The sequence below is a fragment of the Flavobacterium sp. Sr18 genome, assembly GCF_011064265.1.
GTDB lineage: Bacteria > Bacteroidota > Bacteroidia > Flavobacteriales > Flavobacteriaceae > Flavobacterium > Flavobacterium petrolei.
Genome location: NZ_CP049329.1, coordinates 1,652,726 through 1,675,820 on the forward strand (window position 1 = coordinate 1,652,726; position 23,095 = coordinate 1,675,820).

The 23,095-nt window shown below is 34.6% G+C and carries 17 protein-coding genes; 6 read left to right on the forward strand and 11 right to left on the reverse strand.

Going from position 1 to position 23,095, the window contains the following annotated elements; translation table 11 throughout:
* Nucleotides 1–92: 92 nt before the first annotated feature.
* Nucleotides 93–2,099: a glycoside hydrolase family 65 protein gene (locus G7A72_RS07330; protein ID WP_241258596.1), complete on the reverse strand. Its 2,007-nt coding sequence runs from the start codon at nucleotides 2,097–2,099 to the stop codon at nucleotides 93–95.
* A gap of 196 nt (nucleotides 2,100–2,295) precedes the next feature.
* Here G7A72_RS07330 and G7A72_RS07335 point away from each other — a divergent pair, with 196 nt between their 5' ends.
* The 5 genes from G7A72_RS07335 to G7A72_RS07355 all read left to right on the forward strand — a co-directional run bounded on the left by G7A72_RS07335 (nucleotide 2,296) and on the right by G7A72_RS07355 (nucleotide 8,641).
* Nucleotides 2,296–3,885, forward strand: a complete 1,590-nt coding sequence (locus tag G7A72_RS07335; protein WP_165151990.1) for a glycoside hydrolase family 32 protein — start codon at nucleotides 2,296–2,298, stop codon at nucleotides 3,883–3,885.
* Between the two features lie 48 nt (nucleotides 3,886–3,933).
* Entirely contained in the window at nucleotides 3,934–5,262 is a 1,329-nt protein-coding gene (locus tag G7A72_RS07340) for a sugar porter family MFS transporter (RefSeq protein WP_165151991.1), read from the forward strand.
* A 2-nt stretch (nucleotides 5,263–5,264) separates the two neighbouring features.
* Nucleotides 5,265–6,149, forward strand: a complete 885-nt coding sequence (locus G7A72_RS07345) for a carbohydrate kinase (RefSeq protein ID WP_165151992.1) — start codon at nucleotides 5,265–5,267, stop codon at nucleotides 6,147–6,149.
* 209 nt (nucleotides 6,150–6,358) lie between these two features.
* The gene (locus tag G7A72_RS07350) at nucleotides 6,359–7,378 is read left to right on the forward strand and encodes a LacI family DNA-binding transcriptional regulator (RefSeq protein ID WP_165151993.1); all 1,020 of its coding nucleotides are present in this window, start codon (nucleotides 6,359–6,361) and stop codon (nucleotides 7,376–7,378) included.
* 231 nt (nucleotides 7,379–7,609) lie between these two features.
* The gene (locus G7A72_RS07355) at nucleotides 7,610–8,641 is read left to right on the forward strand and encodes a LacI family DNA-binding transcriptional regulator (RefSeq protein WP_165151994.1); all 1,032 of its coding nucleotides are present in this window, start codon (nucleotides 7,610–7,612) and stop codon (nucleotides 8,639–8,641) included.
* An 11-nt stretch (nucleotides 8,642–8,652) separates the two neighbouring features.
* Here G7A72_RS07355 and queG read toward each other — a convergent pair whose 3' ends face one another.
* The 10 genes from queG to G7A72_RS07405 form a co-directional block, all read right to left on the reverse strand.
* On the reverse strand, nucleotides 8,653–9,576 hold the full coding sequence (gene queG, locus G7A72_RS07360) for a tRNA epoxyqueuosine(34) reductase QueG (RefSeq protein ID WP_165153699.1): 924 nt from the start codon (nucleotides 9,574–9,576) through the stop codon (nucleotides 8,653–8,655).
* A gap of 137 nt (nucleotides 9,577–9,713) precedes the next feature.
* Nucleotides 9,714–10,736 (reverse strand): Holliday junction branch migration DNA helicase RuvB, encoded by a 1,023-nt coding sequence (ruvB, locus tag G7A72_RS07365; protein WP_113665015.1) that lies wholly within the window; start codon nucleotides 10,734–10,736, stop codon nucleotides 9,714–9,716.
* Between the two features lie 156 nt (nucleotides 10,737–10,892).
* The gene (locus G7A72_RS07370; protein WP_165151995.1) at nucleotides 10,893–12,689 is read right to left on the reverse strand and encodes a cbb3-type cytochrome c oxidase subunit I; all 1,797 of its coding nucleotides are present in this window, start codon (nucleotides 12,687–12,689) and stop codon (nucleotides 10,893–10,895) included.
* A 28-nt stretch (nucleotides 12,690–12,717) separates the two neighbouring features.
* A complete protein-coding gene (locus G7A72_RS07375; RefSeq protein ID WP_165151996.1) occupies nucleotides 12,718–13,875 on the reverse strand; it encodes a cytochrome c oxidase subunit II in 1,158 nt (385 codons plus the stop codon).
* 19 nt (nucleotides 13,876–13,894) lie between these two features.
* Nucleotides 13,895–15,370 (reverse strand): quinol:cytochrome C oxidoreductase, encoded by a 1,476-nt coding sequence (locus G7A72_RS07380; protein ID WP_165151997.1) that lies wholly within the window; start codon nucleotides 15,368–15,370, stop codon nucleotides 13,895–13,897.
* Nucleotides 15,371–15,397: 27 nt separating this feature from the next.
* Nucleotides 15,398–15,943, reverse strand: coding sequence for a cytochrome c (locus G7A72_RS07385; protein ID WP_113665011.1), 546 nt, complete (start codon nucleotides 15,941–15,943; stop codon nucleotides 15,398–15,400).
* Nucleotides 15,944–15,951: 8 nt separating this feature from the next.
* Nucleotides 15,952–16,476, reverse strand: coding sequence for a DUF3341 domain-containing protein (locus G7A72_RS07390; RefSeq protein WP_091165797.1), 525 nt, complete (start codon nucleotides 16,474–16,476; stop codon nucleotides 15,952–15,954).
* Entirely contained in the window at nucleotides 16,469–17,872 is a 1,404-nt protein-coding gene (gene nrfD / locus G7A72_RS07395) for an NrfD/PsrC family molybdoenzyme membrane anchor subunit (protein WP_113665010.1), read from the reverse strand. The genes G7A72_RS07390 and nrfD overlap by 8 nt, the downstream gene beginning before the upstream one ends.
* A 38-nt stretch (nucleotides 17,873–17,910) precedes the next feature.
* Nucleotides 17,911–20,967 (reverse strand): TAT-variant-translocated molybdopterin oxidoreductase, encoded by a 3,057-nt coding sequence (locus G7A72_RS07400; protein ID WP_165151998.1) that lies wholly within the window; start codon nucleotides 20,965–20,967, stop codon nucleotides 17,911–17,913.
* Nucleotides 20,968–20,996: 29 nt separating this feature from the next.
* Nucleotides 20,997–22,331 carry a c-type cytochrome gene (locus G7A72_RS07405; protein WP_165151999.1) on the reverse strand — a complete coding sequence of 445 codons (1,335 nt, stop codon included), beginning with the start codon at nucleotides 22,329–22,331 and terminating at the stop codon, nucleotides 20,997–20,999.
* A 215-nt stretch (nucleotides 22,332–22,546) separates the two neighbouring features.
* Here G7A72_RS07405 and G7A72_RS07410 point away from each other — a divergent pair, with 215 nt between their 5' ends.
* On the forward strand, nucleotides 22,547–22,936 hold the full coding sequence (locus tag G7A72_RS07410; protein WP_113665007.1) for an SPOR domain-containing protein: 390 nt from the start codon (nucleotides 22,547–22,549) through the stop codon (nucleotides 22,934–22,936).
* Nucleotides 22,937–23,095 lie beyond the last annotated feature (159 nt).

Here is a 23,095-nt window from a genome sequence, read left to right on the forward strand (position 1 = left end):
TCTCATCTGACATAAAAAAACCACGAATACGAATTACAATCCTAAAAAAGGAATGCAACTACTATTCGTGGCTTAAAAAACTTATTGAAATATTACTTTATTATTATCGTTTTATTATCGACTCCAAGACCTATAATCTTAAGTGATTTCCATTGTTTTGGCAACAATCCCTTATTATATTTCAATCCCAAGTCCGTTTGCTCTACTCCGCCAAAACCGTAAATAATCGCCTGAAGCATCGCTCCGGCTCCCGTAGCAAAATATGGATTGTTACTATTAGCTGATTCCGAAAACACTCCAAAAGGTGGGCGACTGTTTGGTAAATAGGATTTTACAAAATAACTATACGCTTTTTCTTTGTCACCTAAACGGGCATACAGCACCGATAAAACTCCCGAAGCCATTGCCGGACCATCTTTTTTATCAATTTTTTCAGCGTAATATTCTAAATCTCTTTTTATTTGTTCTTTGTCTGTGATTACGTGTAAAGGATATGCTAATAAGTTCACATCAGCCTGTTTAATCATTTGCCCTTGATATCCTTTATAATTTTGTGTAATTCCTTTTTCAGTGTGTATTGCTAATTTTTCAGATACTGCTATCCATTTAGGATTTATTGGTTCCCCTAAAATAGTTGCCGCTTTAATCGTATTTTTTAAAGACTCAATAGCGGATGCATTTGTAAAAGCATTATCATCTACATGTTGCGCGTATTCATCTGCTCCAACCACATTTAAAATAGAGAAACTTCCATCCTGATTTTTCACAACACGACTTACCCAAAAATCAGCTGTTTCTTTTAGAACTGCCCATTCTTTTCTCAACCAAGATTTGTCTTGCGTGTAAGCGTAATAATTCCAAAAGGCGATTGAAACATCCGCGGTGATATGCTGTTCAAAAATTCCAGTCAAAGCCCAAGTTGGTGTTGCTTCTTCCCCTGTATCATCAGATTCCCACGGATACATTGCGCCTTTATACCCATAAATAAATGCTTTTTGTTTTGCTTTTTGCAAACGATCTGAACGGTAATCTAAACATGATTTTGCCATATCTGGCTGTAATGCCAAAAGTGTTGGATACATCCAAAGTTCTGTATCCCAAAAAATATGTCCGTTATAACCTTGTGCTGACAACCCCATCGGGGCAATACTTTGTCTGGTTTCAGGACGGATGTATGAATATAAATTATACAATGCAAAACGAACGCGTTGTTGCGCATCTAAATCGCCTTCAATTTGAATATCTCCTGTACTCCATAATTCAGCCCAAGCTTGTTTGTGACGATTCAATAATTTGTCAATTCCCTCCTGTAAAGCATAAATTGGCTGTCTCTCAGATTCGTTCAAAGGATCTGTAACATCTTTTGAAGTGCAAATCCCTCCTGCAACTGCAAAACGGTATTTTTTTCCTTTCAAAAGTTTTTTGGTGAACCCAACTTCGTTACCCGTTTGTTTTAGGGTTTCGCTTTCCCCATCAAAAAGAAAAGTTGTTGAAGCCGCAACTGTATATTTCCCCGTTAACGTTTTAGCGGTTGTTCCAAAAACTGGCATCAAATATTGATTATCTTTCAAAATCCTAAACTGACTTTTAGCGTCTTTCAATTCATCAGGAACAATCATATAATTATTAGCCGTAATTTCGATATCTTGAAGAGGGGTAATTTCGAGAATTGCCATCGCTGAGAAAGGAATTGCTCTATTCGCCAAAATAGTGTAGTTAATCTTTGCATAATCTTTAAACGAAAATGAAGTAGTGCTTGTTCCTTCTTTCATAGAGACTACTTGACTCCAGTTATCAATATTGTCTGATTTAATTTCCTGATTATTGATGTCCAAATGCAGATTCAGAAATTCAATTCCGCGAACTATTCTGCTGATTCCATTTTCTGGACTTCCGTCATAAACGCCATTCAGAATAATTTCTTTTGTTTTTAAAGGCGTATCATCGGTAACAATTCCTATTTGACCATTTGCCATAGCAACACCAAAATAATTTTCTCTTGAATTTGCGTATAAATGCCACTCATCTGATTTGCTTTGACTAAAAGCGACTGAACTTAGTAAGAGCATGAAAAACAAACTTTTAACTGTTGAAATCATAAATTAATTTTTTAATAATATTTTCAAACTTATACCTTTTTTAGGTAAAAATATTGAATAATTTCAGATACTACGTCGAATACAAAACGAAAACGTTTTCGACTTATCAAAAACGTTTTCGACAACACAATTATATTTAATTAAAAAATATAATTCTATTTTTATGAAGATAATATAATAATTAAAACTTATTTTAATGAAGTTCACAAATAAAATACTCCCCTTTTATTTAGTATTAGGAGCCTCTTTATTCTTGTTTTCCTGTAAAGAAGAAGCGAAAAATGCAGTTATTACCATCGCTTCTTCCGAGAGTATAAAAACTGATTCCACGGTGCAATACAAAGAACATTACAGACCACAATTTCATTTTTCTCCAGAAAAAAAATGGATGAATGACCCAAACGGAATGGTTTTCTACAAAGGAATTTATCATCTGTTTTACCAATATTATCCAGACGACATTGTATGGGGACCGATGCATTGGGGACACGCAACAAGTACGGATTTAATTCATTGGACAAATAAAAAAATCGCGTTGTTTCCTGACAAATTAGGAATGATATTTTCAGGAAGCGCCGTAGTAGATTTAGAAAACACTTCTGGTCTTGGAACAAAAGAAAACCCGCCAATGATTGCCATTTTCACCTATCACGACATGGCCGGTGAAAAAGCGGGAACAACAAATTATCAAACACAAGGGCTCGCTTATAGTCTGGATGAAGGCGAAACTTGGATGAAATATAATGGAAATCCAATTGTTAAAAATTCCGGTATAAAAGATTTTAGAGACCCTAAAGTTTTCTGGAATACCGAAACCAATCTTTGGAATATGGTATTAGTCGCAGGTGATCATGCGCAATTTTACACTTCAGAAAATTTAATTAATTGGAGATTCGAAAGTGAATTCGGTAAAAATAGAGGAGCGCACGGCGGTGTTTGGGAATGTCCTGATATTTTTAAATTAAAAGTTGCCGGTTCCAATGAAGAAAAATGGGTTTTACTCATCAGCATCAATCCTGGCGCTCCAAATGGAGGTTCAGGGACCCAATATTTCGTAGGTGATTATGATGGAAAAAGCTTTAAAACCTCACAAAAAGACATCAAATGGATTGACAATGGCGCTGATAATTACGCAGGTGTCACGTACAATAATGCTCCTGACAATAGACGAATATTCATAGGCTGGATGAGTAATTGGTCATACGCCAGAGACACGCCTACAAAAAACTGGAGAAGTGCGATGACACTTCCCCGAGAACTATCGCTTGCAAAAATAAATGGTGATTATGTTCTGAAAAACACTCCTGTAGAACAGTTCAAAAAACAAGGAACTAATGCCTTTACCAAAGATGAAATCATCCTAAAAGCGAATCAAAAAACGACATTTGATTACCAATACTTGAATCAGTCAGCAGTACAATTGAATGCTAAAAATGAAAATTTAAAATTTGTTTTTTCCAATGAAGTTAAGGATTCTCTAGTTCTCAATTACGATGCGAAAGGAAAGACTTTTTCTGTAGACCGAAGACATTCCGGAATGGTAAATTTCGAAAAAAGTTTTGGAGAAAAAATTCACAACACCAAAATTCCAAATATAACTACCGAAACAATTGATTATCAAATCATAGTAGATTGGTCCTCAATTGAAATTTTTCTGAACGGTGGCGTATACAGTTTTACGGAACAAATTTTCCCTAACAAACCATACACCAAACTTAGCATTCAATCAAATGAAAATCAGGAAATTAAAAACCTTACCATTTCTAAAGTAAAAGGAATCTGGTAAAAAAAATTCTTTTATAACAACCAAAATAATCAACCAAAAAACAAAATAATGAATAACAAAAAAATACTTTATTGGTCCATTGTCGTTGCATTTGCAGGATTTTTATTTGGATTTGACACTGTAGTAATTTCGGGAGCTGATAAACAATTGCAGCAATTATGGGGTTCTTCTGATTTGTTCCATGGATTAGTCGTGATGTCATCCGCATTATGGGGAACGGTTATTGGCGCTATTTTTGGGGCTTTTCCAACGAATATTTTAGGTCGGAAAAAGACTTTAATAATCATAGGATTGCTGTTTTTTGTTTCTTCCATTGGAACTGCATTCGCAAATGATCCTATTTTCTTTTCCATTTTTAGATTTCTTGGCGGAATTGGTATTGGGGCATCCACTATTGCGGCTCCAACCTACGTTTCTGAAATTGCTCCTGCAAAAGACCGCGGAAAACTAGTTGCTTTATACCAATTCAATATTGTTTTTGGAATTTTAATCGCCTTTACCTCTAACTATTATTTACAGGATATTGGAGAAAATGCTTGGCGTTGGATGTTAGGAATACAGGCTTTTCCATCTTTAATTTACACAATTCTAGTATTTGGAATCCCGGAAAGTCCACGTTGGATTTTAGAATATAAAAAAGACAGAGCAAAAGCAGTCTCTATTTTGAAACAAATTAACAGTGACGCCGAAGTTGAAGCTGAAATTGCAGCTATCGAAAAAGAAACTACTCATGAAGATAAAAACGAATCCATTTTCATGGCAAAATACAGAAAACCATTACTATTGGCTTTTTTTATTGCCTTTTTCAATCAGCTCTCCGGGATTAATGCTTTTCTATATTATGCACCTCGAATTTTCGAATTGGCAGGATTAGAAAAATCAGCTTCTTTTTTAAGTAGTATCGGAATTGGAGTGATTAATTTGATATTTACCATGATTGGAATCTCGCTAATCGATAAGTACGGAAGAAAAACATTGATGTATTTGGGTTCTGTAGGATACATCATTTCTTTGGGATTAGTAACAACTGCATTTTATTTTGAGTGGAAAGGAATGGCTGTCCCGTTGTTTTTCTTCTTGTTTATAGCCTCACATGCGATAGGACAAGGAGCCGTGATTTGGGTATTCATCTCTGAATTATTCCCGAATAAACTTAGAGCCGCCGGAACTTCTTTTGGAACTTCTGTCCACTGGATTTTAGCAGCGTTAATTCCCTCTTTTATTCCGTTTTTGTTTAAAGAAATTGGAACAACAACCGTTTTTGCCATCTTCTGCACAATGATGGTTTTCCAATTGCTTTGGGTATTTACAAAAATGCCGGAAACTAAAGGAAGAACATTAGAAGAACTATCTGAAAGTCTATCAAAAAACGAATAACCATGACTAAAAATATAATCTGTTTCGGAGAAGTTTTGTTTGACGTTTTCCCAACGCATAAAAAAATTGGAGGAGCACCATTGAACGTGGCACTGCGTTTGGCTTCACTTGACATCAATGCCCAAATAATAAGTCGTGTTGGAAATGATGAAATTGGAAGAGAACTCCTTGCTTTCATTAAAAAAAACGGAGTTGACACCGATACGATTCAAATAGACGAAAACTTATCAACTGGAGAAGTTATTGTTCAATTAAACGAGAAGGGTTCTGCTTCTTACACGATTAACTACCCAGTTGCCTGGGACAAAATTATTTGTATTCCGGAAGACGAAATTATGGTCAAAAAAGCAGATGCACTTGTTTTTGGGAGTCTTGTATGTCGAGATTCAGTTTCACAAAATTCCCTTTTAGAAATAATAAACTATGCAAAATACGCTGTTTTTGATGTCAATTTACGCGCTCCATTTTATACCAAAGAAATACTCATCAATTTGATGATGCAGTCTGATTTTATAAAATTTAATGATGATGAATTATATGAAGTAAGTGCTTTCATGAATTCCCCCTATCATTCATTGGAACAAAACATACTTTTTATCGCAGAAAAGACCAACACAAAACATATTTGTGTTACCAAAGGAAGTCATGGTGCAGTTTTGTATTACAATGAAAAAATGTACTACAATAGCGGTTATAAAATTGATGTTGTAGACACAGTAGGTTCTGGGGATTCCTTTTTAGCCGGTTTACTTTCTAAACTATTATATGATGAAAATCCGCAAGAAGCCATTGATTTCGCTTGTGCTTTAGGGGCGATTGTAGCAAAAAACGAAGGAGCAAATCCAAAAATTTCCAGTAAAGAAATTAATGATTTTATGAATCCTTAAAAGAAATTTAAAGGTTTTACAGAGATTCCGCAGCTATAAAAAGCACAAAAAATATTTTATTTACCTGTGAATTTGCAAGGACTCTGCAATCTGTTTTAAAATTCACAAAAGACGACTAAACTGTTTCCTGAAAATTGATTTGCAATAAATAAATTGTAAATTCGTTTTCGAGAAGCAGTTTTTTGCTTTCACTACCAGCGAATTGAACCATGAACAACACCACTCTCAAAGAGATTGCCGCACAATTAGGAATTTCGATAACTACCGCTTCAAAAGCTTTGAAAGGGTACTCTGATGTCAGTGAAAAAACAAAAAATGCGGTTATTGAACTTGCTCAAAAACTTCATTATACTCCAAATAGTTTTGCGGTAAATCTGAGAACCAAAGAATCAAAAACCATAGGTTTGATAATTCCCACTCTAGTTCATGATTTTTTTTCATACGTAATTAAAGGGATTCTTGAAGAAGCGGAAAAAAGAGATTATTTGGTTATTATTTTACAATCCAATGAAAAATTAGAGTTTGAAAAAAAACAAATCGATTTACTTTTAAACAAAAGAGTAGATGGTATTTTAATGTCATTATCTAATGAAACCGGTGATTTTGATCACTTGAAATCAATCATTTCCCATAAAACTCCATTAGTACTTTTTGATAAAATTGCTAAACTTGTCAATTGTTCTAAAGTAACTATTAATGACAAAAAAGCGGCTTATGATGCCGTTTGCTATCTTATAAAAAAGGGATACAAAAAAATAGCCCATTTTAGAGGTTCTTATATGCCCCAAAATTCTATTGACCGATTTTTAGGCTACAAAAAAGCATTAGAAGATAACAATCTAACATACGATTCTTCTCTAGTTTTTGTATGTGAAAACAATGCGGATTTTCAAGACGGTTACGAAAATGCTAAAAGAGTGATGGATGAACATCCAGAAATTGATGCTATTTTCGCCGTTACCGATTTAGTTGCCATCGGAATCATTAAATACTTTAATGAAATTGGGGTTTCAATACCAGAACGAATTGCAGTTTTAGGTTTCAGTAATTGGTTTATGTCAAGCGTAATATCCCCAAAACTTTCTACGATTAACCAACCCGGTTTTGAAATTGGAAGAAGGTCAGCGGCTATTCTTTTTGATGAAATCAATCTAAAAAAGAACAACTTACCAGTAGTTTTCCAATCCATTGAACTGGAAACAAACATAATTGAAAGAGAATCAACATAAAAAATTTGAATCTTTCAACAAAATACGTGCACACCTTTACTTAATTTAACGAATCGATATTAATTTGTTTATTTAGATAAAAAATAAAGATATAAGATAAAAATTAATACCTTGGTAAGGAATATTTTAATGTTAAGTCGTTTTTTAAAGACATAAACTAAATAACGAAATCGTAGAATATCATTATTTCTAAAATATTTTCTTAAAATTAAATCCGTAGAAATTCGATTCATGAAAGACATCACTCTTAAGGAAATTGCAACAAAATTAGGGATTTCAATAACTACTGTATCTAAAGCGCTTAAAAATTATCCAGATGTTAGTGAGAAAACTAAAAAGTCAGTAATTGAACTTGCGCAACATTTACATTATACCCCAAACAGTTTTGCCGTAAATTTAAGAACTAAAGAATCTAAAACTATAGGCTTAATAATTCCTGAAGTAGTTCATCACTTTTTCTCAAATGTAGTAAATGCTATTATTGATCAGGCCGAAAAAAGTGGATACCTGGTAATCATATTACAGTCAAATGAGACGCTGGCTTTAGAAAAAAAGCAAGTGGAATTACTAATAAACAAGAGAGTAGATGGTATCATCATGTCCTTATCTAATGAATCTAATAATGATGATCACATAAAGGAAATTATGAATAGGAAGATTCCTTTTGTGATGTTTGACAAAATTGCCAAGCTTTCAAAATGTTCCAAAGTAATCATTGACGACCAAAAAGCAGCTTTCAATGCCGTTCAGCATTTAATTGATAATGGGTGCAAAAAAATAGTTCATATTCGCGGCCCATTAAATCCTCAAAATTCAATAGACCGTTACATTGGTTATAAAAAAGCGCTGGAGAAAAACAACATTCCGTTTGACGCAAAATTAGTTTATAGTTGCGAAAATGTGACTTTTGAAGAAGGAAGAGCATTTGCCAAACAAATTATTGAGGAACACGCTGATGTGGACGGGATATTTGCAATAACGGATTTAGTTGCTGTAGGTGTTTTGGCTTATTTTAATGAAAACAAAATTAATGTTCCGGAGCAAGTAGCAATAATTGGTTTTAGTAATTGGTTTATGTCACAAGTGCTGACACCGAAATTAAGTACCATTGATCAGCCGAGCCACGAAATGGGAATTGCATCTTTCAACCTATTACTTGAAGAAATGAATTGTCATAAAGAAGGAGTTCCTTTTACGCCAAAAACACTTGAATTAGAAACTACCGTTATCATTAGAGAATCATCGATTCGATTGAAAAATTAGAATTTAAATACTTATTCAAGAAAATTAATATTTCTTTTTATTCCTTGAAACTTAGCTCTTTTGAGTGGCGAATTTTTAAAAACTGCTTTAAATGTTTCTTCGGTTATTTCAATCCAATCTTTTTTTGACATTGACATTAGTTCAGGATTTGCATCAAATAATGGTTCATTATGCGGTTTTGAAAACTTATTCCAAGGACAAACATCCTGACATACATCACATCCAAAAGCCCAATCATCAAATTTCCCTTTCATTTCGTGAGGAATATTTTCTTTTAATTCAATCGTAAAATAAGAAATGCATCTGCTACCATCAACAACGTAAGGCGCAACAATTGCCTCAGTAGGACAAGCATCGATGCAGGCGGTACAAGTTCCACAATGATCCGTTGTAGGATTATCGTAATCTAAATCTAAGTCGATAATGAGTTCCGCTATAAAGTAAAATGAACCTACTTTTTGTGACAATAAATTACTGTTTTTGCCTATCCAACCCAAACCACTTTTTGCAGCCCACGCTTTATCGAGTACAGGTGCAGAATCTACAAAGGCACGACCAGAAACTTCTCCAATTGTTGACTGAATAGAGAATAAAAATTCTTTGAGTTTTTCCTTGATTACAAAATGATAATCCTGTCCGTATGCATATTTTGAAATTTTATAAGAATCCGTGGATTGCAGTTCTGCAGGGTAATAATTTAGCAAAAGCGACACAACACTTTTAGCATCATCGACTAGTAAAGTTGGATTTAAACGCTTGTCAAAATGGTTTTCCATATAGGACATTTGTCCATTTCGGTTGTTCTTTAACCAGTTTTCTAAACGTGGCGCTTCTTCTTCCAAAAAACCAGCTTTGGATATTCCACAAGAAATGAAGCCGAGACGTCTTGCTTCGGTTTTGATAAATTCCGTGTATGTAGCCTTAAGGTTGATAATTAAGAAATTGATGTTAATAAACGAAATACGTTAGCCCTGATAGAAGCGGCATCTCCCGATTTAGAAAAACAAGGCTTTTTAGCTGTAGTTTTTGTTAATGGGGAATACAGCGGATAACAGGAAATAGCTCCTAAAAATTAGAATAAACCGCCTTGAATGTTTGTATTTAATTTGCCCAAATGTTTGTAAGCTTTATCGGTAACTTCACGACCTCGCGGCGTTCTCATGATAAATCCTTCTTGAATCAAAAACGGTTCATAGACTTCCTCAATTGTCTCGCTGCTTTCGGATACGGCTGTCGCCAAAGTAGTCAATCCAACCGGTCCACCTTTGAACTTATCTATGATTGTGGTTAAGATTTTATTGTCCATTTCATCCAAACCATGAGCGTCAACATTAAGCGCTTTTAAGGCATAACGGGCAATCTCAATGTCAATTGTACCATTTCCTTTTATTTGAGCAAAATCACGCACACGACGCAACAATGCGTTAGCAATACGAGGTGTTCCGCGACTTCTTCCTGCAATTTCAATGGCTGCTTCCATGGAAATTGGCATTTTAAAGATTGTAGCACTTCTTTCCACGATAGTAGTTAACAACTCTGTCGTATAATATTGTAAACGGGAAGATATTCCGAAACGAGCTCGCATAGGAGCGGTTAATAAACCGGAACGCGTGGTCGCACCAATTAAGGTGAACGGATTCAAATTAATTTGGACGGTTCTTGCATTTGGTCCTGATTCAATCATGATATCAATTTTAAAATCCTCCATGGCAGAATACAAATATTCTTCGACAATTGGACTCAAGCGATGGATTTCATCAATAAACAAAACATCTCTTTCCTCAAGATTAGTCAATAATCCAGCTAAATCTCCAGGTTTATCCAATACAGGACCAGAAGTAATCTTGATTCCGACTTGAAGTTCATTAGCAAGAATGTTAGCCAAAGTAGTTTTTCCTAAACCGGGAGGACCATGAAAAAGTGTGTGATCAAGTGCTTCATTACGTTGATTAGCAGCTTGAACAAAGACTTTCAAGTTTTCCAAAATCTGATCTTGTCCAGCAAAATCGTCAAAGGAAAGTGGTCTTAATTTTTTTTCAAGATCCAGTTCTTCCGAATTGTAACCGTTTGATGTTGGGTCTAAATTTTCATTCATGTAACAAAGATAGCAAAGCAATTTCGAAATATAATTTTTAAATTTAAAATGAAATAAAAATTGAAAACGACGCCAAGTGAAAGAATATCATTTTGATAAACCAAAATAAAAAACACAAAAAAAGCCTCTACTTTCGCAGAGGCTTTAAATTATATTTTAGTGGTGTAAAACTTCTTCACCTTCTTTCATTGGAACGTTTTGAGGTACAAAATCCACATCGTGAGCTGGATTACTGTAGTCATAAGGCCAACGATATACGTGAGGAATTTCACCTGGCCAGTTACCGTGAATATGTTCAACAGGTGCTGTCCATTCTAATGTATTCGATTTCCAAGGATTCATAACAGATTTTTTACCGTAGAAAATACTAACGAAAAAGTTGTATAAGAAAACCAATTGAAAAGCTCCACCAATTAATGCAAATGTAGTTATCAAAACATTTACGTTTTGTAAATCATCAAATAATGGGAAGTTTGTGTTTGTATAATAACGTCTTGGCAAACCTGCTAATCCAATAAAATGCATTGGAAAGAAAACACCGTAAGCACAAATTGCAGTTACCCAAAAGTGTACATATCCTAAATTCTTGTTTAACATTCTTCCGAACATTCTTGGGAACCAATGATAAATTCCAGCAAACATTCCGTAAAGGGCAGAAATACCCATTACTAAGTGAAAGTGAGCTACAACGAAATAAGTATCATGAACATTAATGTCAAGCGTACTATCTCCAAGAATAATTCCTGTCAAACCACCAGTAATAAATGTTGAAACTAAACCAATTGAAAATAACATAGCCGGATTCAACTGCAAGTTACCTTTCCAAAGTGTTGTGATATAATTAAACGCTTTCACAGCAGAAGGGATGGCAATCAATAACGTTGTAAAAGTAAATACGGATCCCAAAAATGGATTCATACCCGAGATAAACATATGGTGACCCCAAACAATTGTTGATAAGAAAGCAATAGCCAAAATTGACATAATCATCGCTCTGTAACCAAAAATCGGTTTACGTGAGTTTGTTGCGATAACTTCGGAAGTAATACCCAAAGCAGGTAATAAAACGATATAAACCTCAGGGTGTCCTAAGAACCAAAATAAGTGTTCGAACAATACTGGCGAACCACCTTGGTAATGTAAAACTTCTCCAGCAATATAAATATCAGATAAGAAAAATGAAGTTCCAAAACTTCTATCAAAAATAAGTAATAACGCAGCAGATAAAAGAACCGGAAACGAAACAATACCAATAATCGCTGTTACAAAGAAAGCCCAAATTGTAAGAGGCAATCTTGTCATAGACATTCCTTTTGTTCTAAGGTTAATTACTGTAACTACATAGTTTAAAGATCCCATTAATGAAGATGCGATAAAAATAGCCATAGAAACTAACCATAATGTCATTCCCATTCCAGAACCAGGAATAGCTTGTGGTAGAGCACTTAATGGAGGATAAATTGTCCAACCTGAAGATGCTGGTCCAGCTTCAACAAAAAGCGAACCAATCATAATAACACTTGACAAGAAAAACAACCAGTATGAAATCATATTCATAAAGCCAGATGCCATATCTCGAGCACCAATTTGAAGCGGTATCAATAAGTTACTAAATGTTCCACTAAGAGCAGCCGTTAACACAAAGAATACCATTATGGTTCCATGTATGGTAACTAAAGCCAGGTAAATATCATTTGCCATAACTCCGTTTGGAGCAAATTTATCACCTAATAAAATATTAAAAATTTTAAAAGACTCTTCTGGCCATGCTAATTGCATTCTAAAAAGCATAGACATTCCTACCCCAATAATCCCCATAAAAATACCAGTAATAAGGTATTGTTTGGCAATCATTTTATGATCAATACTAAAAATATATTTAGTAATAAAAGTTTCTTTATGATGATGTTCGTGTTCGTGATCTATTGCGTGATCGTGACCTTCTGCTGACATATATGTTTACTTTAAATTTTCTTATTAATTATTTCATTGCCATTACAGCAACTCCTACAGTATCTTTAGCTTTAATAGAGTCTGAACCTGAAGCTCCATCTACAGCAGCTGGCTCAGCCAAAGCAGCTTTTACTTCATTTACAACAGTAGCCTTATCTTTTAACCAAGCTTTGTAGTCCTCAGGAGTATCTACAATAATTTTCATTTGCATGTTATAATGAGAAGCACCACAAATTTTGTTACAAAGCAATAAGTAATCAAAAGTGTAAGGATCCAAAGCTGTTTCACCTTTAGCAACCAATGCAGCACTCTTCTTAGCTCTAAGAGCATTGATATTTGCTACTTTCTCAACCATAAAAGGTAATTCTCTATATTCAGCTGTAGTGTAAATTGGCTCGAAAGCAAATTGAGTAACCATACCAGGAACACAGTTCATTTGCGCTCTAAAATGCGGCATGTAAGCTGAGTGTAAAACATCCTGAGAACGCATTTTGAAAAGAATCTTTTTCCCTTTTGGAATGTGTAATTCAGTTACAACAATATCATCTTGTGCATAAGGATCTGCTAAATCAACACCAACGGCATTAGCACCTTCAATATATCTTACATTAGCTTTACCAAGAACATTATCTTCACCTGAATATCTAGCTTTCCAGTTAAACTGTTGCGCATACAATTCAATTACTACTGTATCTTCATCTTCATCAACAAACATGATGTTAGTCCAAGCGTAGAGTCCGTATAAAATTAAACCTGCTAAAACTACTGCTGGTATAACACTCCAAATAGCTTCTAACTTATTGTTGTCAGCGAAATAAAGCGCTTTTTGATCCTTTTTACCTCTGTATTTAAAGGCAAAATAGTGCAATAATACTTGAGTTATAGCTTGAACAATAAAAATAAGAACCCAAGTGATATTCATTAAATTATCAACTTCACCTCCATGTGCAGAAGCTGGTGTGTGAAGAACAAGAGGTCCCCATTTAAACAATCCGTAAATTGAAAAAATGTAAATGAAAGCAAGAAAACCAAACATCAAATAACCCTGAACGTTATTGTCGTTATCTGTAGCGATTTCTGAACTATCTGTATTAGAACCAACTTGCGTCAGGTCGAATATTTTAGTCAATTGCCATAAAGCAACAGCTAATAAAACTAAAACTATAATTACCAACAAACTTGTCATCTGTTTTTTTCTTTAAATATTAATAATGAAAATGTTTACTTTCTTCTATGAAAGGATTTCTTTTTGCCAATAAAGGAACTTTAGTCATTGCTGTGAAAACAACATAAATAAATAATCCAAGGAAGAAAAGAACAGAAGCTATTTCTGAAATTCCAATAAACCATCTGTCACCAACGGTTCCTGGCATAATCATATTAAAGAAATCAATATAATGTCCACCAAGTATTACAACTCCTGCCATCACTAAAACCCACGTAATTCTTTTGAAATCAGTATTAATTAATATTAATAAAGGAAAAACAAAATTCATCACTACAGCACCAAAGAATGGAAGGTTATACAACTCTATTCTTGTAATATAATAAGTAACCTCTTCTGGAATATTAGCATACCATATTAACATGTACTGTGAAAACCATAAATAAGTCCAAAAGATACTAAAACCGAACATGAATTTTGCCAAATCATGGATATGACTAGTATTTACATGCTCCAAAACACCTTTAGCTTTTAAATATAAAGTTACCAATGCAATTGTAGTAATTGAACTCACAAAGAAACTTGCAAAAACATACCACCCAAACAAAGTACTAAACCAATGTGGATCAATAGACATAATCCAGTCCCAAGACATTATAGACTCAGACACAATAAAAAACACAAGAAACATAGCTGAAAGCTTAAAGTTCTTTTTGTAATTAAGATTATCATTTGATTCATCTTGCGCTAAACAATTTTTTCTCGAATAATAACGGTAAAGATTCCAACCAATTAAAAATATAGCAGCTCTAATTATCCAAAAAGGAAAATTTAAATATCCTGCTTTATTAGCAATTAGTTTATCAGAAGCTACAACTTCAGGATCTAACCATATAAAAAGATGATTTAAATGAAAACCACTTAACAATAATACAATAAAAAATATAAATGAACCAACAGGCAAATAAGCCGTTATACCTTGCATAACTCTAAATAAAACTGGAGACCATCCCGCTTGAGCTACTTGTTGAATCGCATAAAAAACTAAAACTCCTAAAGAAACAAGCATAAAGAAAATACAAGCAACGTACAAGGCAGACCAAGGTTTGTTTTGTAATTGGTGTAAAACATGATTTAAATGTTCTGTATGTTCAGCTTCTTCACTAACCACGTGAGCTTCTTTTTTTACTACCGGTTCAACTTGAACGTCTTCAACAACCTTAGCTGTATCAACTTTAGATGAATCACCAGTTGGAGTTACAACTGCTGTCGAACCCTCCACATTTTTTTCTTCACTACCTAAGTTATGAGTAGCATCCGATTCATGCTCAGACTCAGCGGTAGTTGAGGCTTCGTGTTTTGCTTCGCCATGTCCACCGTGACTTTCCGCTGCAAGAAGTTTTTCAACGTCTTGAATATCTTTTGGTGCAGTTAAAAAACCATATCCAATTCCTAATACACCTACGGCCATTAAGATGAAAGAAAGAGTTTTTAATTTACTTGAAAATGTATACATATCTATTACGATCAGTTTGTTCAACAATTATAATTCGCTTTTTAGTTTCAGAACATAGTCAGTAACTAACCAACGTTCTTGGGCACTCAATTGGTTTGCATGTGAACCCATTGAATTCAAACCATACGTGATTACGTGAAAAATACTTCCTTCAGTGATCACTCTATCTTTATAACTAGGGACACCTAAGAATTTTTCTCTCTCTACCAGTTTACCTTTACCATTTCCAGAAGCACCATGGCAACTGATACAATAAATCTCAAAAAGTTCTTTTCCTTTCTCAGGATTTCTACTTAAAGAATCTAAAGGAGATTTAAGGTTTGCTTTAGCTAACTCATATCCCGCTGTTGAATTTTCATATTCAAAAGGTTCGAATCCTCTGTTTACGGTTCCTTCAGCTGGAAGTTGACCTTCTTTACCGTTTTTAAATGCATTCGATTCAGCATAAGTTTCATACCCTACTGATTCGTACATATTTGGAAAATATTGATAGTTTGGTGCCGCATTATTATGGCATGATGAAACTAAAATAGTTATACCAAATAAAAGTGTTATTTTATATACGCTTTTCATATCTATAATTAATGCTTATCTATTACTTTAACTTCTACAGCTCCTGTACTTTGAAAAAAAGAAATCAATTCTTCTTCATTATCATTTACAGCAACTTCCATTAAAAAATGGTCATCTGTAGTTCTTACATCTGGATTCTCTGCTTCTTTAAAAGGCCATAATTTACTTCTCATATAAAAAGTAATAACCATTAAGTGAGCTGCAAAAAATACAGTAAGTTCAAACATAATTGGAACGAAAGCCGGCATGTTTTCAATATAACTAAAACTTGGCTTCCCCCCTATATCTTGTGGCCAATCCTGAATCATTATGTAATTCATCATAGCCGTAGCTACCGAGATTCCAACACATCCATAAAGAAAAGCACAAATTGCTAATCTCGTAGGTGCGATACCCATAGCTTTATCCAAACCGTGAACCGGGAATGGAGTAAAAACTTCTTCAATATGATGATGAGCTGCTCTGGTTTTTTTAACCGCATCCATCAATATATCATCGTCATTATAAATGGCGTATATTACTTTATTACTCATGATGTGAATCTTTATTTGCTTCTCTTTCTCTTTTGTAATTATCTCCAGTTCCTTTCAAAATCGTTTTTACCTCTGCTTGTGCAATTACAGGGAATGTTCTTGAATACAATAAGAACAATACAAAGAAGAAACCTATTGTTCCGATGAAAATTCCAATATCAACAAATGTAGGTGAAAACATTGTCCAAGAAGATGGTAAATAATCTCTATGTAATGAAGTTACGATAATTACAAATCTCTCAAACCACATTCCAATATTTACAACTATCGAAATTATAAAGGAGAACATAATACTTGTTCTTAATTTTTTGAACCACATGAATTGTGGAGAAAAAACATTACATGTCATCATTGACCAATATGCCCACCAGTAAGGTCCAGTAGCTCTGTTCAAGAAAGCATATTGTTCGTATTCTACACCAGAATACCATGCAACAAACAATTCAGTTATGTAGGCAACCCCAACAATAGAACCAGTAATCATAATAACGATATTCATCAATTCAATGTGTTGAACCGTAATATAAGCTTCTAGATTAGAAACTTTTCTCATAATGATAAGCAAAGTGTTTACCATTGCAAATCCTGAGAAAACAGCTCCAGCAACAAAGTAAGGAGGGAAAATTGTAGTATGCCATCCTGGAATAACAGAGGTAGCAAAGTCCATAGATACAATAGTATGTACAGAAAGTACAAGTGGCGTAGCTAAACCTGCAAGCACCAAAGATACTTCTTCAAAACGTTGCCAGTCTTTTGCTCTACCGCTCCATCCGAAACTTAATATAGAATAAACTCTTTTGTTAAAAGGAGTAATAGCTCTATCACGTAACATCGCAAAATCAGGTAATAAACCAGTCCACCAGAATACTAATGAAACCGAAAGATATGTTGAAATTGCAAATACGTCCCAAAGTAATGGCGAGTTAAAGTTTACCCAAAGAGAACCAAATTGATTCGGAATTGGTAAAACCCAATACGCTAACCATGGACGCCCCATGTGGATGATTGGAAATAAACCAGCTTGAATAACAGAGAAAATTGTCATTGCTTCTGCAGAACGGTTAATCGCCATTCTCCAACGTTGACGGAAAAGTAATAATACCGCTGAAATAAGTGTTCCCGCGTGACCAATACCAACCCACCAAACAAAGTTCGTAATATCCCAAGCCCATCCTACAGTTTTATTTAACCCCCAAGTTCCAATACCTGTAGATACGGTGTAAAATATACAGCCAAGTCCCCAAAGGAAGGCTATTAATGCGATTGAAAACACAATCCACCAATGTTTGTTTGCTTTACCTTCAACAGGCGCAGCTACATCTACAGTTACATCGTGATAAGATTTATCACCTATAACTAAGGGTTTTCTAATGGTTGCTTCGTAGTGAGACGACATAATCCTTTATATTGATTCTTAATTAATTATTTTTTGTACTAGGTATTTCTAACTTTAACGTGGTAAATCACATTAGGTTTTGTTCCAACATGCTCCAATAAATGATACATTCTTTCGTCAGCAGCTAATTTAGTTATTTCTGCTTCTGAATCATTTACATCTCCAAATTTCATTGCTCCAGTTGAACAAGCATTTGAACATGCGGTTTGGAATTCACCATCAACGATTGCTCTTCCTTCTCTTTTTGCTTTCAAAATTGTCGCTTGTGTCATTTGAATACACATTGAACATTTCTCCATAACTCCACGAGAACGAACATTTACATCTGGATTCAATACCATACGTCCTAAATCGTCATTCATATGATAGTCGAATTCACTGTTTTTGTTGTACAAGAACCAGTTAAAACGACGCACTTTATACGGACAGTTGTTAGCGCAATAACGCGTTCCAACACATCTGTTATAAGCCATATGGTTTTGACCTTGACGAGAGTGTGAAGTTGCAGCAACTGGACAAACCGTTTCACAAGGTGCATGATTACAATGTTGACACATTACAGGTTGAAAAGATACTTGTGGATTATCACCCGCTTTTTCCATTTCATTAAATGTAGACAATGAACTTGATAATCCTGCGATATTTTCTTTTCTTTCGTTATCTCCTTCAAAAGTACTTTCAGAAGAATAATATCTGTCAATACGCAACCAGTGCATATCACGGCTTCTTCTTACTTCTGATTTTCCAACAACAGGAACGTTGTTTTCAGCATGACAAGCAATCACACAAGCACCACAACCGGTACAAGCATTCAGGTCAATCGAAAGATTAAAATGATGACCTGTTGAACGATCAAACGACTCCCATAAATCTACTTTAGTTGCTTCAACTTCTTTGTGATCCAATGAAACCATTGGTTGTTCATTCCAAAATTGAGCATCTTTTGTATTGAAAATTTCTAAAGAAGTTTCTTTTATGATATCGCCTCTTCCCATCAATGTTTTCTGCCCTTGAACACAAGCAAACTCATGTTCTCCTCCAGCTTTCACCAATGTTACAGACTGTACATTATTAAAACCTTTATATAAAGAGTAGGCATTTAAACCCACCATCATTTCTTCTTTCAAAGCCGCTTTACGACCGTAACCTAATGCTAAACCAATAGTACCCACAGCTTGACCTGGCTGAACAATTACCGGAACATTTTCTAATTTTAGTCCATCAGCAGTAGTAATAGTAGCATAACTTCCGTTTAAACCACCATTTGCAACGATTTCATTAGAAAGTTCATATTTCTTAGCATCTGCATTCGAAACAGTAACATAATTATCCCACGATACTCTTGTAATTGGATCCGGAAACTCTTGCAACCAAGGATTATTAGCCTGTTGTCCATCTCCCATACCCGTTTTAGTGTATAAAACAAGTTCTAATCCTTGAGCAACTTTTGATTTTGATAAAGCATTTGCAGCAGCACTAAAATCGGCAGAACCACCAGTCGCAGCCGGAATAGCTCCAACATAAATACCATCATGTAAAACCTTGTTCCAAGAAGAACCAGCTATTATTGTTGATGAATTCGCTTTGATATAATCGTAGAATGTCCCTGTTGATCCATTTAACGACAACAATACATCTTGAAATTGTTTTGTATTAAATAGTGGTCGAATTGTAGGCTGAGTGATTCCATAAGTACCTTTTGTGATACTTACATCATTCCACGATTCTAAATAATGAGGAACAGCTGCAGCAACAGTACTCACTAACGCAGTCTCGTCTTCTTTTAAAGAAAACGACACTGATGTTTTTACCTTTTTAAGTCCTTCAAGGAAAGAAGTACTATCGGATAAAGTATAAACTGGATTAACTCCACTCATTATTAATGTATGAACGCTTCCCGCTTTCATATCATTAACCAATTGAGCAACTTTTGCATTAGAACCTTTTCTAATCTGTCTTGTTCCAGAAGTAGTGAAAGCTTCACTTGCCAATGCTTGATTGATAGCCAAAACCAACAATTGAGCATTTTTATCTTGAATACCAGAAACTAATACTCCTTTTGAACCGGCAGCCTTCAACTGTTGAGCCGCTTTCGTAACTTCTGCTTTAAATCTATCTTCTAAACTTACAGCAACAGAAGAACCAGTTACAATATTATATATATGAACTAATGCCTGTTTTTGATTAGCAATAGACATTGGCAAACGCTTATCAGCAGCAGCACCAGACAAAGTCATGTTTGCTTCTAATTGGAAATGACGAGACATCTTTCCAGCCTTAGGAATTCTTCCTTTTGCATAACCTGAGTCATAACTACCACCTTGCCAATCTCCAAGGAAATCAGCTCCAACAGAAACTATAAGAGAGGCTTTAGAAAAATCATAATCAACCAAAGCTCTTTCTCCATAAACTGTCTCAAAAGCATCTAATGCTTCAGATTCAGATACAGCATCATAAACAACATGTTTAGCATTAGGGTTTTTACCAATAAACTCAGCAATCAATTTCTCAGTTGACGGACTTGCTAATGTATTTGTCAAAAGCACCACCTGACCACCTTTTGCGGCAGCATCAGCTATACTTGATTTAATTTTTGAATCAACAGCTGACCAAGTTGAATTTTTACCTTCAATTTTAGGCTCTTTCAAACGCATACTATCATATAAAGATAGAATAGACGCATGAATTCTTGCATTAGCACTAAACTTAGCTCCAGCAATAGTATTATTATCTATTTTAATAGGACGCCCTTCACGAGTTTTTACCAAAAGATTAGCAAAATCAAAACCGTCAAAAACAGAAGTTGCATAATAATCCGCAACTCCCGGAATGATTTGCTCCGGCTGAAGCACGTAAGGTATTGATTTGTTTACAGGACCTTCGCAAGCTGCAAGCGTAGCTGCCGCAGTACTAAAACCAACGTACTTTAAAAAATCACGACGTGATGTTGACGAAGATGACAAAGCGTCATTATTTCCTAAAAACTCATCAGTAGGAATTTCTTCAACAAATTCGTTATTTCTAAGCGCCTCAACAATAGAACTATTTTTGTCTAGTTCTTCAACACTTTTCCAGTATTTTTTGTTTGATGACATATATAAATATTAAAATCTTAATAATTTGATTAATAGTGGCATTTACCACATTCTAAACCTCCCATTTGCGCTGCAGTCAATTTGTCTACACCGTATTTCTTAGAAAGTTCATCATGTATTTTAGTATAATACTCATTGCCTTCCATTTTAACGTCCGTTTTTCTATGACAATCGATACACCAACCCATTGTTAGTGGAGCGAATTGTTTTTGAATCTCATACTCCTGAACTGGACCGTGACATGTTTGACATTCAATTCCAGCAACAGTTACGTGTTGCGAGTGATTAAAATAAACAAAATCAGGTAAATTATGAATACGAACCCATTTTACAGGCTGAGTTTTTCCAGTATAAGTTTGCGTAGTTTTATCCCAACCCACCGCAGTATATAATTTTTGGATTTGCTCATCATAAAATGCTTTGCTGTATTCTGGAGTAGCAGTAGTTTCTGCAACTTCAGCTATATTTTTATGACAGTTCATACAAACATTCAATGAAGGAATTCCACCGTTTTTACTTACTCTAGCAGCAGAGTGACAGTACTTACAATTAATTTCATTATCACCAGCATGTATTCTGTGAGAATAATGAATTGGCTGTATTGGAGCGTAATCTTGATCAACACCCACTTGCATCAAAAATCCATAAACAAAATAAGCACTAGCCAAAAGCAAAAACACCGCAGTCACTAAAACTAAAAATTGATTTCTGGCAAATGCTTTCCAAATAGGAGTCGTTGGAGTTTTCGGAGCCGTTTCAATACCATTTGCTTTCGCAACCTTAGACAAAACTTGGTTTACCAAAAACAACATCACCACTAAAATCAGCATTACAAGCGCTAAAGCACCTAATATGATATTATTTGAAACACCACCGTCAGAACCACCAGTTCCAGGAACCGCTTCAGTACCACCAGCTGGTGGCGCAGGAGCTTCAGCCTTTGGCTCTGAAGTATAAGCAATGATATTATCAATATCACCATCAGATAATTGAGGAAAAGCCGACATTACTGCCTTATTGTTTTCTTCAAAAACTTTCACCGCCTGAGCATCACCTGACTTAATTAAGTCCGAGCTATTACGAACCCACTTATGAAGCCAAGAAGCATCATATTTACCCGCAATACCTCTAAGAGCCGGACCTGTTGCTTTCGCATCAAGCTTGTGACATGCCGCACAGTTTGCATTAAACAATTCTTTACCTTTTACAGCATCTCCACCTGTTGCTGCAGCTGGAGCCGCAGCTGCATCAGTCGCTGCAGGAGCAGCCTCTTGAGCAGATGAAGTTAAAGAGAAAATTAACGATAAGGCTAAGCCTAAAAATAATTTCCTTGAGATCGAATTATGGTTACCCACCTTTTTCATATAGTATAATGATTATCTACTAAAAATTGGCACAGTTTTTTCTAATTGCATTATAAAAACTGATCCTTTATTTTAAAACTTGGACAAAAATACGACTTAAGAACTATTCTCAAAACCTTAAAATAGTCTTAATTTCAATTTATATCTATTCTAAATAACATTTGCTATTTGGTATCAATCATTAAATATTACTTTTGCACAAAAACAATCACATTATGAGAATTTTAGCCACTAGAAAAGCCTTTTTTATCTCTGTAACATTATTAATTTTCGCATTCAACGCAACTGCACAAGATGGAAATATTACTGTAAATCAGGACTACAAATTTGAACAATTACTAAATGAAAAGAGAAAAACAAATGTTTCCAATGCTGTAAATGACCGATATAAAATTCAAATTTTCAGCGGAGAAAGCGACAAAGCTAAAAACACACTGAATCAATTCAGGCAAGAATTCAGCACCTTAGATGGTACAATTATATTTTTCACACCAAATTATAAAGTTTGGGTAGGAAATTTCAAAACACGAATTGAAGCAGAACGCAATTTGATAGCAATCAAAAAAAGCTATACTAATGTTCATTTAATAAAGCCAAACAACTAAAATTTATCATTATTTAAAGTGTAATATTCAAAATTTCACGAATAAAAAAAGTACAAAAAAAGCAACTCTAATCGAGTTGCTTTTCTTTCTTTGTTTAAATCTTTGAGTTAAATTTCACCAAAACAATCACAACATTCAACACAAAGACTTAGACAAATG